We start from the raw sequence: 17,174 nt of genomic DNA, 5'->3' as shown, positions 1-17,174 counted from the left end.
CCCGGCGTTCAACCGTCACTTTCTGCCGATGGCCTCCAGATAGGCATTTACAAAGTCCTCTCCCGCGACGTCAATGAAGTCCTTGTAGACGTCCTTGGTCGCCTCAACAAAGAGCGCGTGCTCCTCCGAGGTGAGGGAGGTGATCACCACGCCCGCTTTCTCCATCTCCTCCATCCACATCGCCTCGTTGGCGTTGTTGATCTCGCGGCTCTCCACGGCGCACTCGTATGCCGCCGTTTTGATGATCTCCACCTGCTCGTCGCTCAGCTTGTCCAGGCTCGCTTCGCTCAGGAAGATGATGTTCGAGTCATAGGTGTGGCGGTCCAGGGTGATATACTTCTGCACCTCGTACAATCTGGCGGAATAGATGTTTCCGATGGGGTTTTCCTGTCCGTCAACCGTCTTTTGCTGCAAAGCCGTATACAGCTCGCCGTATGGAATCGGCGTTGCGGACGCCCCCAGGGCGTTCATCATATCCATGTAAATCTGGGCGCTCTGCGTGCGCATCTTCAGGCCCTTCATGTCCTCGGGCGTATGGATTTCGCGGACGTTATTGGTCATGTTGCGGAAGCCGTTTTCCGCATAAGCCAGACCGATCAGCCCGACCTCCGCCGCTTTTTCAAACAGCATCCGGCCGATCTCCCCGTCGTAAAACGCATAGGCGTCCTCCGGCGTCTCAAATGCAAAGGGGAAGTCACAGACGCAATACTCGGGAATCGTGCCGCCGGCGGCGGCGCTGCCCACCACAACGAGGTCGATGGTCCCCATCATGCCGGACTCGATGGTCTCCTCCTCCGAGCCCAGCGCACCGTTGCTCTGCAAGTCAATGACCACCGCGCCGCCGGTCCGCTCCTTGACCACTTCCACAAAATGCTCCAGCGCCACGGTCACCGCCTGGTCGGGCGCCGCGGCATTGGCACAGAGCAGCGTAATGCTCTCCCCCGCGCCGCCGGAACCGCCGTCGCCGGCGGGGCCGGCCTCTCCGCCCGGCGAACCGCCACAGGCGGCAAGTCCAAGCACCAGTGCAAACACGATCGCAAGAGACAGCACTTTTCTGTAAGCCTTCATATTCTTCTCCTCCATATGTTTGATTGCACGTCCTGGTATTGCAAGGTTCTCTCCTCTATTGCTCCAGCGCCTCAAAGGGAACCAGCTCCCGGTCCTCCCCGCGGAAGAGCGGGACTGCGTCCGTTCCAATTCTGGACACATTGGGGTTTTTCGCCGCCGCTTCCAAGAGATTGCGTGTCATAAAAATCCGGTCCATCCGCAGCGTGTTTTTGATCCGCACAATCCGGGGCCCCTCCGGCGGAAGATTCCCCAGCGCCCGCAGCGCAAATTCCAGCGCCTGCCGGTCGTCCCGCGCAATCAGCGGCATCCGTCCCTGCTCAATGCAGCGGCAGGTGACAATATTCTCATTGGTGGCGTCGATATCGATTTTATCAAAGAGCTTTTTGGTGGTGAAATCCACCAGCCCCAGCCCGCAGGCATTGCCGTGGGACGCCTCCGTGAGGTCCGCCGCAATGATGTAGCGGATGCGGGGCGTCTTCGGCTCCTCCGCGCCGCTGCGGAGCCGGCCCACGATCTTCGTCTCCATTCCGGAGCCGCTGATCTCCTTTCCCACCTCATCCACCATCAGGATGTCGAACTGCTCCACCGGAAACTTGGGGCTGACGGCCTTGTAGCGCCGCAGCATCTGGATCTCCGCCTCCTCAAATTCCGCCGGGCGCAGCGCCTGGATTTCCATGGTCTGGTGATATGCATTTTCCACCAGGCCGATGCCCATGAGCAGATTGCCGTGCCGGATGACCTGACGCGCCGTCTGCACAATGGTCTTTTGAAGCACGTCAATCTCACACCGGTGGATTTCCAGCGCCTGCCTGTGCTTTCCCAGACCGATGGTGCACATTTTCATCAGGCCGCTCTCTGTCTCCGCCGTAAAATCCGGGTGGCTCTTGATGCGGTTGATGACAATGGTTCCTTCGGCATCAAAGGCGTTTTTATCCATGTACACCCGATTTTGCAGGCCGTCGCCCGGCAGCTCCACCACCTCCATGGACGCCCGGATCGGGGCACCGGTGTAGGCCTCCGTCACCCCCAGCCCCTCCAGGATCTTCTGCTGCTCCGCCGCGATCCCATTGCCGTGGCTGCCCATAGCTGGAATAAGAAACGGCTGTCCGCCTTTGCTCCGGACCCATTCCACCACCGTCCTGACCACCAGGGGAATATTGGCAATGCCGCGGCTGCCCACCGCAACCGCAATCTCCGCCCCGGGCCGGATTTCCACTCCCAGCCGCTCCATTCTCTCCCAGAGCTCCGTCCGCACATCCGCCACATGGTCCCGGCAGAACGCCTGCTCCACGCAAAAGAGCTCCGGAAACATCGGATTCATCGTCTCTTCCCTCCTCCCCGCCGGATTGCCCGGTGTCATTTACGCGTTGCCCCGCAGTCCCACAAAGGCCGGAGACTGTCCGCCCCGCTGGCACTCCTTGGGCGTGACACAGACGCCCTCCGCACGGCCAATCAGCACCGGCGGGTCCAGCACTCTTGCCGCAGATTCGGACGCCTCATTCTCCATGGACTCGATGACCTTGTACGCCTCCAGCACCACCCGGTGCGAAGTTCTTCCAACGGCCTCCAGCCATCCCACATACTCGATGTAATCGCCGCCGTGGACAGGCGCCAGAAAATCCACGTGCTCATAGGTGCGGAACAGCGCCTCGTCCCCGTCCAGGCGAATGGCCAGCTCCGTTGCAACATCTCCGAAGTAGTCCAGCATCCGGGCGCCGTTCACCAGGTTGCCGGCATAGTGGACATCCTTCCCGCTCATCCGGACCCGCAGCATCACTTTTTCTCCCAGCATACATTCCCCTCCTTATGTCTGTTCAAATTGATAGCCCAGCTCCAGCGCCCTCAGGTTTTCCGCCAGCAGCGCCGGCTTCATCCGCTCGCGCAGGACCTCCTGCACAATCTCGAAGGGCACCGTGCCGCTGCACCGGACCAGGGCCCCCAGGCCCACCATATTCGCCGTCTTCAGATTCCCCGCCTCCAGCGCCAGGGAGGCCAGCGGCAGCTTCACCGTGGCGATATCCCCTCTTCCGGGCAAACACGACACGGCGTCCGCATTGACCAGCAGTGTGCCGCCGCTCTTCACGCAGGGTTCATAGAGGCGGACGGAGTCATCGTCCATTGCAAAGACCACATCCGCTTTGGAAATGGAGGGGGCCGCCAGTTCCTCCCCCAGAATCAGCTGACAGTGCACATAGCTGCCCCTCTTCTCCTGGCCGTAGGCGGGAGCAAGGGTCACCTTCCGCCCGAGCTTCATCGCCGCATAGCCCAGGTACTGCCCCATCATCACGATTCCCTGTCCGCCAATGCCGGACAGGATCAACTTTTTCTCCATGCCTCACGTCACCTCCGGTTCTTTGTAGACCCCCAGCGGATAGGTCTCCACCATGCTGCTGCCGATCCACTCCAGCGCCTGCACCGGCGTGACACGCCAGCCGGTGGGACACGGCGACAGCACCTCCACAAAGGAGAGGCCCCGTCCCTCCATTTGATATTGCAGCGCCCGCCGGATCGCCCGCTTTGCCTGCCGGATATTGGCCACCGAATGGAGCGCCACCCGCTCACTGTAATAACAGCCCGGAAGCCCCGCCAGCAGCTCGGCCATTTTCACCGGATACCCGTCCGACACCTCGCTCTTTCCGTGGGGGGAGGTGGTGGTGACCTGCCGGAGAAGGGTTGTCGGCGCCATTTGGCCTCCGGTCATGCCGAAAATGGCATTGTTCATGAAAATCACGGTGATTTTTTCTCCGCGGATGGCCGCGTGCATGATCTCAGACAGCCCCTCCGAAACCAAGTCCCCGTCCCCCTGGTAGGAAACCACAATGTTGTCAGGCCGGGTCCGCTTGATCCCCGTCGCCACCGCCGGTGCGCGACCGTGAAGCGCACAGAAAGCGTCCACTCTGTAATACTCCCATGCATTGGTGGCACAGCCAATCGGCAAAACCATAATCATGGATTCCCGCAGTTCCAGCTCGTCAATCAGCTCCGCCACCAGCTTGGTGACCAGGCCGTGTCCGCAGCCGCCGCAGGTCGTCATATACGTCCCCGTGATCGACGCCGGGGTTTGATAGACCATCATGCTTCCTCTTCCTCCTCACCTGGAAAAAATGCCCGGCAGAGCGCGGCGTACAGCTCGTCGGCAGTGGGCATGTTTCCGCCCAGCCTGCCGTAGAAGGCGACGTTCTCCTTCTTTGCGGCATTCAGCCGGACATCCTCCACCATCTGCCCCGCGCTGAGCTCCACCACGAAAAAAGCCCGATCCGCCACCGGTGCAAACGCCTTCTCCGGAAACGGCCACAGCGTAATGGGGCGGATCATGCCAACCCGTCTGCCCGCGGCCCGGGCCTGCTTGACCATATCCGCCGCCACCCGGGCCACACTGCCGTAGGCCACCACAATCACTTCCGCATCCTCTGTCCAGCTGCTCTCCCAGCGCTGCTCCGCCGCCTGCATTTCAGAAAACTTCCGCTGCAGCTCCAGGCAATGCCGCTCCCACTGCTCCGGGCCATATCCGCAGGTGACGATGGTCCGGGCCTCCCGGCCTTTCGCGCCGGTCAGCACCCAGTCCAGTTCGTCGTCCTCCTCCGGGCACGGTTCCGGCAGCACCGTGTTCTCATAGAGCTTGGAAAGTGCCCCGTCACTGGCCAGCACCACCGGATTCCGATACTTCCGCGCCAGATGGAACGCCTCCACCGTGTAGTCCGCCAGCTCCTGCACGGAGTATGGAGCCAGCACAATCAAGCGGTAGTCTCCATGCCCGCCGCCCTTTGTCAGCTGAAAGTAATCCCCCTGCGCGGCGAGAATCTCTCCGTCTCCGGGGCCGGGGCGCATGCAGTCCACCACCACCCCCGGCAGCTGGGCGCTGGACATGAAGGAAAGGGCCTCCACACCCAGGCAAAAGCCCGGCCCGGATGTGGCCGTCATTCCCACGCCGCCGGCGGCGGAGACGCCTGCCACCATATTGAATGCCGCCGTCTCTGTCTCGGCCTGGACATACGTGACGCCACCCGGGCAGGCACGCCGCGCAAAATACTCTGCAATTTCCGAGGACGGCGTAATCGGATATCCGAAATAGTACTTGCAGCCCGCCCGGATCGCGCTCTCCGCAATGGCGCTGTTGCCCTGCATCAAAACATCTGCTTTCACACGAGTTTCTCCTTTTCCTGATCGTCGTTTTTCCCTTCCCCGCATCAGGCGTCCTTTTCCACGGAAATCGCCATCTCGGGACACACCAACGCGCAAATTCCGCAGGCAATGCACTGCTCCATCCGGTCTGCAACGATATAGCAGTATCCCTTTTTGTTGACCTCCCCGCTCTTCCGCAGCACGACCTTCTGCGGGCAAAAATGGACACAATACCCGCATTCCTTGCACCACTCCTGATGAATCACTACCCGGTTCACTCTGAACACCTCCCTCTCCTCGATTCTTTTTCCGGTCTTTTATTTTTAATTATTTTATCACTACCGCGTATATAATTCAATTATTAAGCGCAAAGTATTTAATATTTGTATTTTTAGATATTTATAATTTAATATTTAAACTTACAGAAAAATGTTTTGTCTCTTTTTTCACTTGTACCACCTGCTTTTTTTCCATTTCGACGAAGGGCTTTTACATTTTTCACAAATTTGGTCTTGTCCGGCAGACGGCAGCGGCCCGCTTTAGGCCGGTCAAAACGGGAATGAGGAGAAAGAATCTCCTCCCCATCCCTTGACGGCCAGCCAAATACTTTCTATAATAATTTCAATAATTAAAGTTTTCGGAGGGGTCATTATGATGGATCACCTTTCTAAGAGCTCAGTCAACCAGTCCGTCTACAGCGCCATTGAAATCATCAACTATCTGGCCGGAAAGGGCTGGTGCCGCGTAAAGGATATTGCGGCGGCCCTGCAGATGGACCCTGCAAAAATCCACCGCATTTTGAAAACTATGCAGATTTTCAACTATATTGAATACAGCCGCGAAACCCGCCGGTATCGCCTTGGAATGGCGTTTTTCTCCATTGTGTACCATATGACAAAGGCGGAATCCCTGCTGAGCATGGTCCGTCAGCCCCTGGAGGCACTGGCAAAAAAGACCTCCGAAAATGTCAACTTCTATATTCTGAGCGACCTGGACCACTCCAAAATCGTAAATCTCTACCGCATTGAGAACAATCTCCCGATTGCCAATGTGGAGGAGGGCGTCGGAGAATCCGAATTCATTTACACCGCCGCCGGCGGAAAATGCCTGCTGGCATACCTGCCCTTGCATGAACAGCGTGAAATCGCCGCACGCCTTACCTATATCAAGTGCACGGACGCAACCATCACCTCCCCCGAGATGCTGCTGGAGGAGTTGAACACCATCCGGCTGAACGGCTACGCCATGGACCGCGGTGAGTATCACCCGGACGTCTACTGCATCGCCCTGCCGGTCTTCTCCGCCGCGGGTGAAATCTATGCCTCCGTCAGCATCTCCTCCTCCAGGGACCTGCAAAACAATCTCACCTATTACCGGGACATGATTGCGGACACCATCCGGCGCCTGACCCTGCTTCCCTGAGGCAAGCACACAGCTTATTTCCGCCCCCATCCATAAAGGAACACGGCGCCCAAACCGCTGGTTTGGGCGCCGTGTTCCTTTTTTCCGCCGTATGGCATTCTTTTTCTCCCAAGGACTCCACCAAACTCCCGCATGTCCCCCCACCCTCAAAAATTTCCGCCAAAATCGTCCGGCCCTTTATTGACAAAACGGATAAATTCTGTTACAATTCGGTTACAATTATTTCAAAGGAGTGTTTCTATGGCAGAAAGCAAGTCCGCGAAAGCGGAGGGCCTCATCTATAAGGGCCACCCTCTCCGTCGGGTTGACAACCTGATTTACTACGGGACGATGGCCGAGAAATATATCATCATGATGCAGGTTCTGGACAGCAAGAAGGACCAGGATCTCAACGTCGCCACCAAGGTCTCCGTCCAGCTGCAGCTGACGGACCCGGATCTGAAGTCCCGGGACCGCGTTGTGAAGAAAAGTGAAAAGGACAGCCTTTACGCCGCCATGGATATCGCCGCCATCTGGCTGGAGCGGGCTTTGGCCGGTAAGGAAAAGTAAGCGCTCCCCCCCACAAAAGATCAGACGAAAGGAAGCGTAACACCCATGACACACTTTGCAGGAAAGGCGGCGCGGACTCTGTTCCTGACCGCCGCCGCCACCGTGCTGCTGGCTGTCTCCGCCCTGGCCGCCGAAGAGGATATGGCCATCGCCGTGGGCGCCACCACCGGCTCTTCCCTGAGACTGCGCGCAGAGGCCTCCACTTCCTCCTCCGTTGTCGCAACCCTGGACAAAAGCGTGGCTGTTGCCGTGCTGGATGACTCCTTTGACGGCTGGTATGAAATCAGCTATGACGGCAAGACCGGCTTTGTCTCCGCCGAATATTTGGTCATCGATCAGGACAACATCTTCGAATCCTACGGCCGCGTCAACAGCAACGGCGTGAACGTCCGCGCCACCGCCTCCACCGGCGCCGGCGTGCTGGCCTCCCTGAACGAGGGGGACACCGTCACCGTCACCGCCTTTGAGGACGGCTGGTACGCCGTCACCTGTACATACGGCACCTCCGGGTACATCCGCAGCGACTTCCTGGATTTGACCAGCTCCGATTCCTCCGTCTCCGGCAACAGCATTGTGGACACCGCCCGGCGGCATCTGGGCACCCGCTATGTCTACGGCGGCGCCTCCCCCAGCGGCTTTGACTGCTCCGGCTTCACCATGTACGTCTACCAGCAGTTCGGCTACTCCCTGCCCCACACCGCCACAGGCCAGTGGCAGAGCGGCGTGGGCACGAAGGTGTGGAGCATCGGCGCCCTCCAGCCCGGCGACCTGGTGTTCTTCAACGATCCCAGCCGCAATGCCGGAAAGGCCTGCTCCCACGCCGGCATCTACATAGGCGGCGGGCAGTTCATCCACTCCTCCTCTTCCCGCAGCAACGGCGTCATCATCAGCGATTTGACCAGCGGCTACTACAACACCTATTTCGTGGGCGGCATCCACGTCTGAGCATGAACCCGGAAGGCGGCGTACACCAAGTGTACGCCGCCTTTTCTGTGCTTGCCTTCCGGCCGCCGCCCTGCTATAATGAAATTTCAGTCTGAAGATGAGAAAAAACGAGGTTTGATCATGGAAATCGAAGAAATGTATCAGCAGCTGGGCATCAGTCCGGCTGTCTACCGGTTTGGCGAGCAGGTGCTGACGGACCTGCGGGAGCGGTTTGACGGCATCGACCGCACGGCGGAGTACAACCAGGGAAAAGTGGTGGCCGCCATGCAGAAAAACCGGGTGAACGCCACCCATTTCGCCGCCACCACCGGCTACGGCTATGACGACGCCGGGCGGGACAACCTGGAGCGGGTCTACGCCGACGTGTTCCACACGGAGGCCGCCCTGGTCCGGCCCCAGATCACCTGCGGCACCCACGCGCTGACCGTGGCCCTGTCCGCCAACCTGCTGCCGGGGGACGAGCTGTTCTCCCCCGTGGGCGCCCCCTACGACACCCTGGAGGAGGTCATTGGCATCCGGGAGAGCAAGTGCTCCTTGAAGGAGTACGGCGTCACCTACGCCCAGGCGGACCTGACCCCCTCCGGCGGCTTTGACTACGACGCCATCCAGGCCGCCATCAACCAGCGGACCAAGCTTATCACCATCCAGCGCTCCAAGGGCTACGCCACCCGCCCCTCCTTCTCCGTAGCCCAGATCGGCCAGCTCATCGCCTTCTGCAAGTCCGTGAAGCCGGACGTGAAGGTGATGGTGGACAACTGCTACGGCGAGTTTGTGGAGATGCTGGAGCCCTCAGACCTGGGGGCGGACATGGTGGTGGGCAGCCTCATCAAAAACCCCGGCGGCGGCCTGGCCCCCATCGGCGGCTACATCTGCGGCACCAAGGCCTGCGTGGAGCGGTGCGCCTACCGGCTCTCCGCCCCGGGCCTGGGCCAGGAGGTGGGCGCCAACCTGGGGCTGATGCCCGCCTTCTACCAGGGCCTCTTCCTCTCCCCCACCGTGGTCTCCGGGGCGCTGAAAGGCGCCATCTTTGCCGCCAACATCTACGAGCGGCTGGGCTTTTCCTGTGTGCCCGGCGCCGCCGAGCCCCGCCACGACATCATCCAGGCGGTGACCCTGGGCAGCCGGGAGGCCATGATGGCCTTCTGCCGGGGCATCCAGGCCGCCGCGCCGGTGGACAGCTACGTGACGCCGGAGCCCTGGGCCATGCCCGGCTACGATTCCGACGTCATCATGGCGGCGGGGGCCTTCGTCCAGGGCAGCTCCATCGAGCTCTCCGCCGACGGCCCTATCCGTCCCCCCTACGCCGTCTACTTCCAGGGAGGGCTAACCTGGTACCACGCCAAGCTGGGCATTCTCATGAGCCTGCAAAAGCTGGTGGAGGCGGGCCTGGCCGCCCTGCCCGCATAAAGAAACAAGCACCCCCGGCGCTGCCTTGCAGTGCCGGGGGTGCTTACTTGAAAACGGCGCTCACTCCCTGCCGGAGGGAACCGCCCAGTCATAGAGAACGCCGTCCAGATCATCGTAGTCCAGACCCAGCATGTAGGCATATTCCTCGCTGGGCAGGGCGCCCTGGGGGAAGGACACCTCCAGGTTCTCGGGAAAGAAGACCAGGGACTCCGGCCGGAAGGCCGCCTCCATCTCCCCGCGCAGGACCGGATTTGTGATATCCGCCCGGTCCAGGAGGGTTTGCAGGACCTCCTCCCGGGAACAGGCGAACAGATCCCATGCGGGCAGCGCCTCCCCTGTCTCCCGGTCAAAGGCGGCCCCCAGACGGAGTTCCTGCGCATGAGCGCCGTCGATGGGCAGCGTGACGGAGGTCAGAAAGTACATCACGCGCCCGCTGGAGGCCGTGGGGGCGATCTCCTGCCCCACGGTATAGCCGTCAAACGCCTGGTCCGCACCGCGGGACCGGTAGTCCCGGTACGCCTTTTCCAAGATGGCCTGGGTGTCGTACAGCAGCCCCTGCTCCTCGTAAAAGGACAGCACCCGGGGCTTGGCCGCCTCGCTGAGATCGTCGAAGCTCTCAATGCCGCCCACGTAGACATTCCCTGGCCCGCTGGGCCGCCGGACCCGCAGCAGCTCCGTGCCGTCCTCCAAACGGTAGGCGGAATCGCCGCCGATGTCCCAGCACACCGCCTCCCGGCCGTCCGGCAGCGGCGCGGTCTCCCCCGTCCGGGCCTCCTGCACATAAATCCGCTGGGCGGGGTAGGCGGCGAGCTGCCGCCCGTCCCGGTCGGTATAGGCGGTCTGCTCCTCCCCGCACTCCACCATGACCACCGTTCCCAAAGGCGCCTGCGCCAAGAACGCCTCGCCCGGGAGCGCGTCCACCCACGACCACACCTCAGTCTCCTCCGTCAGGAGAATCCCAACGTCCTCTCTCTCCGTCCGCAGGACGAAGGCGGTCAGCGTCTCCCCCAGTTCCGCCTCCACCACGGCGCCGGAGCGCTCCGGCGCCTTCCGGCCGCCGCAGGCGGAGAGCATCCCCACCAGCAGCACGGCCAGAAACAGCCCACGCCATTTCACAAGCCCACCCCCGTCTCTCACTTTTGATACCAAAATTGTACCATAGGGGCCGGCGGCGCACAAGGGCCAAAACGGACGGCGCACGGCTGGGAGCCGTGCGCCGTCCGGCGGGTTTCCGGATGCCTATGCCGCGTCCTCCTGAATGCGCCGGTCCAGCCGGGCCATGAAAAAGGCCAGACCGAAACCTCCCGCGCAGCACAGGGCGGAGAGGGCGATCTCCCCCGGGCCGCCGTAGGACAGGGGGACGATCACCAGCGTGGAGGCCAGCACGATGCCCAGGATGCCGTGGAAGGCCACGGCGTAGTGGCGGCGGAAGAACCAGGTCACCAGCCGGGCCAGCAGCAGCACCGTCAGCACCAATCCCGGCAGACAGGCGGACAGCACCAGCAAATCCAGCCGGGCCAGCCCCTCCAGCATGGGCTGATACAGTCCCAGGGCCATCATCACCGAGGAGGAGGTCATCCCGGGGATGACCACGCTCATGCCGAAGAGGACGCCGCAGAAATTGTACCACCAGAAGCTGGGCTCCACTGTCACATCGGCGATGTGGCTCACGTAGAAGAGGCCGCCGAACATGGCCAGGGCGCAGACCGCCATGCTGACCCAGGCGGCGGCGGAGCGCCCCTCCCGCCCCGCCTCCCGGAAGAGGGAGGGCACGGTGCCCACAATCAGCCCGATGAAGAGCCAGACGGTGACGGTGGCGGACCGGTCCATGCAGGCCGCGATGCCCTTGGCAAAACCCAGAAAGCCCAGGCACCATCCCACAGCCAGGGGCGGAAACCGGGTCCAGTACTTGGGAACGGCGCTCCGGGGATGGGTCAGCACCTCCATGAGGGGGCGGTAGATATCAAAGGCCACCGCCAACACGCCGCCGGAGACCCCCGGTAAAATGGCGCCCGCGCCGATGAACACGCCGCAGAGCAAATCCCGCAGCCACCGTATGACCGTCTCCCGCTTTCCGGGTCTTCCCATGCCGTTCCCTCCCGTTCTGTTTCAAAATATGATAGCAGTTTTGCCCCCGGCTTGCAATCCAATACCGCCTTGAAGGCCGAAAAAAATGGAGGTTTCTTCCCTTTTTCCTCATTTTTGTGGAAATCAGATAAATTTCCCGCCCCATTTTTATCGCCATCCGGCGCTTTTTCCTGTTGACAAGGCCGCTGATACCGTGTAAACTACAACACAACAATCGAATTGAAAAGACGATGAAGAGAAGAGTACCCAGGCAGATACGCCACAGAGAGCCCCGGCAGGTGGAAAGGGGCGCGGAAGGGCCTGGAGAACATGGTCTCGGAGTTGCGCGGCCGACTGCCAGGGCATAGGCCGCGACGTGTGCGCACGTCACAGCGCAGGAGTGTGATGGCACTCTCAAAGGCCGTCTTCGTGAGAAGGCGTGCGAACCAAGGTGGTACCACGGCGCAGCAGTGCGCTCGTCCTTGAGGCTGACGGCTTCAAGGGCTTTTTTCTTTCCCCAAAAACCCGAAAAGGAGTTTTGATATCGTGGAAGCACCCATTATTCAGATCCAGCATCTGACCAAGACCTTCGGCAGCGGCGGCTCCGCCGTCCGCGCCCTGGAGGACATCAGCCTGGACATCCGCCAGGGCGAAATCTTCGGCATCATCGGCCTGTCCGGCGCCGGAAAGAGCACCCTGGTCCGCTGCATGAACCTGCTGGAGCGGCCCACCTCCGGCAAGGTGGTGGTGGACGGGCGGGACATGACGGCCCTCTCGGAAAAGGAGCTGCGCCTGGCCCGGCGCAGCATCACCATGATCTTCCAGAGCTTCAACCTGCTGATGCAGCGGACCTGCCTGAAAAACGTCTGTTTTCCCATGGAGCTCTCCGGCGTCCCCGCCGCCCAGGCCCGCCGCCGGGCCGCGGAGCTGCTGGACCTGGTGGGCCTGGGGGACAAGGCCGGGTCCTACCCCGCCCAGCTCTCCGGCGGCCAGAAGCAGCGGGTGGCCATCGCCCGGGCCCTGGCCACCGATCCCAAGGTGCTGCTGTGCGACGAGGCCACCTCCGCCCTGGACCCCACCACCACCGCCTCCATTCTGGAGCTGCTGAAAGAGCTGAACCAGAAGCTGGGGGTGACGGTGGTGGTCATCACCCACCAGATGAGCGTCATCGAGGAGATCTGCTCCCAGGTGGCGATTCTGGACGGGGGCGTGGTGGCGGAGCAGGGGTCCGTAGAGGACATCTTCTCCCACCCCACCACCGACGCCGCCCGGCGCCTGGTCTATCCCGGCGGCGCCAGCGTCCAGCAGTACCCCGCCGGCACCCGGGCCGTCCGGGTGGCCTTCAACGGCGGCACCGCCTATCAGCCCCTCATCGCCTCCCTGGCCATCGACTGCGGCGTGAAGGTGAACATCCTGGGGGCGGACACCCGCAACATCGACGGCAAGGCCTTCGGCACCATGCTGCTGGGCCTGCCGGACGACCCCGCCGAGGCCGCCAAGGCCCTGGCCTATATCCGTTCCCAGCCGGACGTGGCTGCCGAGGAGGTGGAATACCATGCTTGAGATATTTACCGCGGACTTCTGGAGCCAGTACGGCGTCCTGCTGCTGGAGGGCACCTGGGACACCCTGGTGATGGTGGTGGTCTCCACCGTGTTCGCCTACCTGCTGGGCCTGCCCATGGGCGTGGCCCTGATCCTGACCCAGCCCCACGGCATCCGGCCCAACCGGCTCGTCAACCGCATCCTGGGCTGGATCATCAACATCGGCCGCTCCCTCCCCTTCATCATCCTGATGATCGCCATCATGGACTTCACCAAGCTGATCGTGGGCACCAAAATCGGCGTCAAGGGCGCCATCGTGCCCCTGGTGGTCTCCGCCGCTCCCTTCATCGCCCGGATGGTGGAGACCTCCCTGGCGGAAGTGGACGCCGGCGTGGTGGAGGCGGCCCAGTCCATGGGCGCCTCTCCCCTCCAGATCGTCTGGAAGGTCTACCTGCCGGAGGCAAAGCCCTCCCTGGTCCTGGGCGCCGCCATCTCCATCGTCACCATCCTGGCCTACACCGCCATCGCCGGCGCCGTGGGCGCCGGGGGCCTGGGCGACCTGGCCATCCGGTACGGCTACCAGCGGAAGGTGCCCTCGATGATGCTGGTGACGGTGATCTTCCTGATCGTCCTGGTCCAGGTCATTCAATACGTTTTCAGCCGGGTGTCGAACCACATTGACAAACGCTTGAAATAAAACCAAAAACGCAATGGAGGAAAGAACGATGAAAAAGAAGCTGCTGACTCTGGCACTGGCGTCTGTCCTGTGCCTGTCCCTGGCCGCCTGCGGCGGAAAGAAAGAGGAGACCCCCGCCCAGACCGGCGACCCCGCCGCCCCCACCGCCGAGACCGTGGTTTTGAATGTGGCCGCCTCTCCCACCCCCCATGCCCAGATTCTGGAGCAGTGCATCCCCATTCTGGCCGAGCAGGGCATTGAGCTGCACGTCAACGAGTACGGCGACTACGTGATCCCCAACACCGCCGTGGAGGAGGGGGACGAGGACGCCAACTACTTCCAGCACGTCCCTTACCTGGACAATTTCAACGTTGAGAACAACACCCACCTGGTCAGCGTCGCCGGCGTCCACATCGAGCCCATGGCCATCTACGCCGGCAAGACCGCCTCTCTGGCGGACCTGGCCGACGGCGCCTCCGTGGCCGTCCCCAACGACGTGACCAACGAGGCCCGGGCGCTGCTGCTGCTGGAGGCCCAGGGGCTCATCAAGCTCCGGGAGGGCGCGGGCCTGGAGGCCACCCCCAATGACATCGCGGAGAACCCCAAGAACCTGACCTTCACCGAGCTGGAGGCCGCCATGGTCCCCACTGTCCTCTCCGAGGTGGACATCGCCGTGGTGAACTCCAACTACGCGCTGCAAAGCGACCTGAACCCCGTGGAGGACTCCCTGGCCATTGAGTCCTCCGACTCCCCCTACGTCAACATCCTGGTGGTGAAGGAGGGCAGCGAGAACGAGCCCGCCATCCAGGCCCTGGTGGCGGCCCTGCACTCCGACACCATCCGCACCTATATTGAGGAGACCTTCGACGGCGCCGTGATCCCCGCCTTCTGAGCGTCCCATTCCCGAAGACCCGGGGAGCGTCTGCTCCCCGGGTCCTTTTGGCGAAAGATGTAGAAAACGCTGGCTTTTCCGTAAAGACTGCGTTAAAATAAGGGGGCTGTCTGCGGGGACGCAGGCAAATACAAGTCCAATGGGGGGCTTGCCGTCATGGCGCAAAACCGGGGAAAAACCTATGAGATCGACATGTGCAGCGGGGCCATTCTGCCAAAGCTGCTGCAATTCGCCCTTCCGCTGATGTGTTCCAGCGTCTTGCAGCTGCTGTTCAACGCGGCGGACATCATCGTGGTGGGGCGCTTTGCCGGGGACAACGCCCTGGCGGCGGTGGGGTCCAACGCCGCCATCATCTCCCTGCTGACCAACCTGTTCATCGGCCTGTCCGTGGGCGCCAACATCCTGGCCGCCCGGTTTTACGGCGCGGAGGACCGGGAGAACCTGCACCAAACCGTCCACACCGCCATGCTGGTGAGCCTGCTCAGCGGCCTGTTCCTGGCGGCGGCGGGGGCCCTGGGGGCCCGGACCATTCTGGTGTGGATGCAGTCCCCGCCGGAGGTGCTGGATCTGGCGGCCCTGTACCTGCGCATCTACTTCATCGGCATGCCCGCCACCATGCTCTACAACTTCGGCGCCGCCCTGCTGCGGGCCGGAGGGGACACCCGGCGGCCGCTGTACTTCCTGTTTGCCGCCGGCGTGGTCAACGTGATCCTGAACCTCTTCTTTGTCATCGTCTGCCACCTCAGCGTGGCAGGCGTGGCCCTGGCCACGGTGATCTCCCAGTGCATCTCCGCGGCGCTGGTGGTGCTGTGCATGATGCGGGAGACCGGCGGCATCCGCCTGGAGCTCCGCCAGCTGCACGTCTGGCCCGCCCGTTTGAAACAGATCCTCCAGACCGGCCTGCCCGCCGGGCTCCAGGGGGTGCTGTTCGCCCTGTCCAACGTGGTGATTCAGTCCACCATCAACTCCTTCGGCAAAACCGTGGTGGCGGGCAACGCGGCCGCCGCCAACATCGAGGCCTTCGTCTACGTCTCCCTCAACGCCTTCTATCAGGCCAACATCTCCTTCACCAGCCAGAACCTGGGGGCGGGCAATCTCCAGCGCATCCCCCAGATTCTCCACCGGGCCCAACTATGCGTGCTGGCAGTGGGAACGGCCCTGGGCGGCCTGGTGGCCCTCCTGGGCCCCCAGCTCCTGGGCATCTACTCCGACAGCCCTCAGGTCATCTCTGCGGGTATGGACCGCCTCCTCATCGTCTGCACCACCTATGCCCTCTGCGGGCTGATGGACGTCACGGTGGGCTCCCTCCGGGGCATCGGCTACTCCGTCCTGCCCATGCTGGTGACGCTGATCGGCGCCTGCGGGCTGCGGCTGCTGGTGGTCGCCACCGTCTTCCAGCTGCCGGCCTTCCACACCGTGCAGACGGTCTACTGGTCCTACCCCATCTCCTGGGGCCTCACCTTCCTGGCCCACATGCTCTGCTACCTCTGGGCCTTCCGGCGGGTCCGGGGCCGCCTCAGTGAGGTACAATGAGCAAGCCCGGTGCACCGTTTTGGCGCACCGGGCTTCTCTCATGCCTCCGGCAGAAGAGGGCTATACATCATAATGGCGTCGTTGGTGAAGAGGAGAGTCTCCTCCACCACCTTTCCGGACAGCGCCCGCACCCGCCGGTAGAGGGCGTTGTGGCGAATGTAGCCGCCCCAGGCCGCCTGGTCGATGCGGGCGTCCCGCTCCAAAATCTCATAGGTCCGCTGGGGCGGCCGGACAGCCCGCCAGCTCCCCTCCAGATGGGTCTCTCCCACTTTCAGACAGAGCTGAAACGTCTGGTCCGTATCGTTGCGGATCATCAAATCCCGGTGGGGGTAGGCGCAGGTGGCACCGCTGCCGAAGGGCTGGGTCCGCCCGGCGTCGGGAAAGACGTCATGGGAGTGGCGATAGCGCTCCACCACCGTCAGCGGCGTGTGCAAAGTCATCCAGAAGATTAGGTTGGACAGCTGGCACAGGCCACCCCCCACGTCGCCGCCGATGCGGCCCAGGAAGAGCACCATCCCCTCCCGGTATCCCTTCCGGCGGCTGGGCCTGCCGATCAGCTTCCAGTAGCTGAAGGTCTCCCCGGGACGGAGCACCACGCCGTCCAGCCGGGCCACGGCCAGCCGCAGATTCACCACCTTGTTCCGCTGCCACTCCATCTCGTCCCCCTGTAAATGGCGGAGCAAAGGTGTCGCATGGGCGGTTTGGACCTCCGGGAGGCGCTCCTCCCTGCGCTCCTTCGCCCAGCGGAATCGGGGGGAGCACCAGAGCAGGTAGCGCCTCCCAGCGTAGTAGGCCTTTCCCAGGCGCAGGCGCAGCCAGCTGCGGTGAAGCGGCGGCTGCGGCGCCGAATCGCTCTTCCCCATACGGCATTCCCCCTTTGTGCAGTACCCTAGCAGAAAACGGCGGAGCATTCCTCTCAAATCCGAAACAAATCGTTACACCAAGAAGCGG

At 62.4% G+C, this 17,174-nt stretch carries 18 protein-coding genes; 8 read left to right on the top strand and 10 right to left on the bottom strand.

Going from position 1 to position 17,174, the window contains the following annotated elements; all coding sequences use genetic code 11:
- Nucleotides 1–15: 15 nt before the first annotated feature.
- Genes QZS21_RS04500 through QZS21_RS04470 form a run of 7 tightly spaced genes read right to left on the bottom strand, consistent with a single transcriptional unit; the run spans nucleotide 16 to nucleotide 5,456 of the window.
- Nucleotides 16–1,068 carry a DctP family TRAP transporter solute-binding subunit gene (locus QZS21_RS04500; RefSeq protein WP_295580738.1) on the bottom strand — a complete coding sequence of 351 codons (1,053 nt, stop codon included), beginning with the start codon at nucleotides 1,066–1,068 and terminating at the stop codon, nucleotides 16–18.
- 55 nt (nucleotides 1,069–1,123) lie between these two features.
- Nucleotides 1,124–2,389, bottom strand: coding sequence for a DUF362 domain-containing protein (locus tag QZS21_RS04495; RefSeq protein WP_295580736.1), 1,266 nt, complete (start codon nucleotides 2,387–2,389; stop codon nucleotides 1,124–1,126).
- 39 nt (nucleotides 2,390–2,428) lie between these two features.
- A complete protein-coding gene (locus QZS21_RS04490) occupies nucleotides 2,429–2,860 on the bottom strand; it encodes a hotdog domain-containing protein (RefSeq protein WP_295580733.1) in 432 nt (143 codons plus the stop codon).
- Between the two features lie 12 nt (nucleotides 2,861–2,872).
- Nucleotides 2,873–3,400, bottom strand: coding sequence for a 2-oxoacid:acceptor oxidoreductase family protein (locus QZS21_RS04485; protein WP_295580731.1), 528 nt, complete (start codon nucleotides 3,398–3,400; stop codon nucleotides 2,873–2,875).
- 3 nt (nucleotides 3,401–3,403) lie between these two features.
- Nucleotides 3,404–4,144: a thiamine pyrophosphate-dependent enzyme gene (locus QZS21_RS04480; protein ID WP_295580729.1), complete on the bottom strand. Its 741-nt coding sequence runs from the start codon at nucleotides 4,142–4,144 to the stop codon at nucleotides 3,404–3,406.
- Nucleotides 4,141–5,211, bottom strand: a complete 1,071-nt coding sequence (vorB, locus tag QZS21_RS04475; protein WP_295580727.1) for a 3-methyl-2-oxobutanoate dehydrogenase subunit VorB — start codon at nucleotides 5,209–5,211, stop codon at nucleotides 4,141–4,143. Before vorB ends, QZS21_RS04480 begins: the two co-directional genes overlap by 4 nt.
- Before the next feature lie 44 nt (nucleotides 5,212–5,255).
- On the bottom strand, nucleotides 5,256–5,456 hold the full coding sequence (locus QZS21_RS04470) for a 4Fe-4S binding protein (RefSeq protein ID WP_295580809.1): 201 nt from the start codon (nucleotides 5,454–5,456) through the stop codon (nucleotides 5,256–5,258).
- Nucleotides 5,457–5,841: 385 nt separating this feature from the next.
- Here QZS21_RS04470 and QZS21_RS04465 point away from each other — a divergent pair, with 385 nt between their 5' ends.
- The 4 genes from QZS21_RS04465 (at nucleotide 5,842) to QZS21_RS04450 (ending at nucleotide 9,513) form a co-directional block, all read left to right on the top strand.
- Nucleotides 5,842–6,612 (top strand): IclR family transcriptional regulator, encoded by a 771-nt coding sequence (locus QZS21_RS04465; protein ID WP_295580725.1) that lies wholly within the window; start codon nucleotides 5,842–5,844, stop codon nucleotides 6,610–6,612.
- Nucleotides 6,613–6,852: 240 nt separating this feature from the next.
- Nucleotides 6,853–7,161 (top strand): hypothetical protein, encoded by a 309-nt coding sequence (locus QZS21_RS04460; RefSeq protein WP_295580723.1) that lies wholly within the window; start codon nucleotides 6,853–6,855, stop codon nucleotides 7,159–7,161.
- Nucleotides 7,162–7,206: 45 nt separating this feature from the next.
- Nucleotides 7,207–8,106: an SH3 domain-containing C40 family peptidase gene (locus tag QZS21_RS04455; protein WP_295580722.1), complete on the top strand. Its 900-nt coding sequence runs from the start codon at nucleotides 7,207–7,209 to the stop codon at nucleotides 8,104–8,106.
- Between the two features lie 120 nt (nucleotides 8,107–8,226).
- Nucleotides 8,227–9,513, top strand: a complete 1,287-nt coding sequence (locus QZS21_RS04450; protein WP_295580721.1) for a methionine gamma-lyase family protein — start codon at nucleotides 8,227–8,229, stop codon at nucleotides 9,511–9,513.
- A 60-nt stretch (nucleotides 9,514–9,573) separates the two neighbouring features.
- On the opposite strand, the gene QZS21_RS04445 is transcribed toward QZS21_RS04450, so the two are convergent.
- Both QZS21_RS04445 and QZS21_RS04440 read right to left on the bottom strand, forming a co-directional pair.
- Nucleotides 9,574–10,629 (bottom strand): hypothetical protein, encoded by a 1,056-nt coding sequence (locus QZS21_RS04445; protein ID WP_295580719.1) that lies wholly within the window; start codon nucleotides 10,627–10,629, stop codon nucleotides 9,574–9,576.
- 123 nt (nucleotides 10,630–10,752) lie between these two features.
- Entirely contained in the window at nucleotides 10,753–11,601 is an 849-nt protein-coding gene (locus QZS21_RS04440; protein WP_295580717.1) for a DUF368 domain-containing protein, read from the bottom strand.
- A gap of 537 nt (nucleotides 11,602–12,138) precedes the next feature.
- Here QZS21_RS04440 and QZS21_RS04435 point away from each other — a divergent pair.
- From QZS21_RS04435 to QZS21_RS04420, 4 genes are all read left to right on the top strand, one after another.
- Nucleotides 12,139–13,143, top strand: coding sequence for a methionine ABC transporter ATP-binding protein (locus QZS21_RS04435; protein ID WP_295580807.1), 1,005 nt, complete (start codon nucleotides 12,139–12,141; stop codon nucleotides 13,141–13,143).
- Nucleotides 13,136–13,819 carry a methionine ABC transporter permease gene (locus QZS21_RS04430; RefSeq protein WP_295580715.1) on the top strand — a complete coding sequence of 228 codons (684 nt, stop codon included), beginning with the start codon at nucleotides 13,136–13,138 and terminating at the stop codon, nucleotides 13,817–13,819. Before QZS21_RS04435 ends, QZS21_RS04430 begins: the two co-directional genes overlap by 8 nt.
- A gap of 28 nt (nucleotides 13,820–13,847) precedes the next feature.
- Nucleotides 13,848–14,690, top strand: a complete 843-nt coding sequence (locus QZS21_RS04425) for a MetQ/NlpA family ABC transporter substrate-binding protein (protein WP_295580713.1) — start codon at nucleotides 13,848–13,850, stop codon at nucleotides 14,688–14,690.
- 156 nt (nucleotides 14,691–14,846) lie between these two features.
- Nucleotides 14,847–16,223 carry an MATE family efflux transporter gene (locus QZS21_RS04420; RefSeq protein ID WP_295580711.1) on the top strand — a complete coding sequence of 459 codons (1,377 nt, stop codon included), beginning with the start codon at nucleotides 14,847–14,849 and terminating at the stop codon, nucleotides 16,221–16,223.
- A gap of 38 nt (nucleotides 16,224–16,261) precedes the next feature.
- Here QZS21_RS04420 and QZS21_RS04415 read toward each other — a convergent pair whose 3' ends face one another.
- Nucleotides 16,262–17,086 carry a VanW family protein gene (locus QZS21_RS04415; protein ID WP_295580709.1) on the bottom strand — a complete coding sequence of 275 codons (825 nt, stop codon included), beginning with the start codon at nucleotides 17,084–17,086 and terminating at the stop codon, nucleotides 16,262–16,264.
- Nucleotides 17,087–17,174 lie beyond the last annotated feature (88 nt).

It is taken from the genome of uncultured Oscillibacter sp., from assembly GCF_900544955.1.
Lineage (GTDB): Bacteria > Bacillota > Clostridia > Oscillospirales > Oscillospiraceae > Oscillibacter.
The sequence above is the reverse complement of the archived record's forward strand: the minus strand, read 5'-3'. Positions and strand labels throughout refer to the sequence as shown.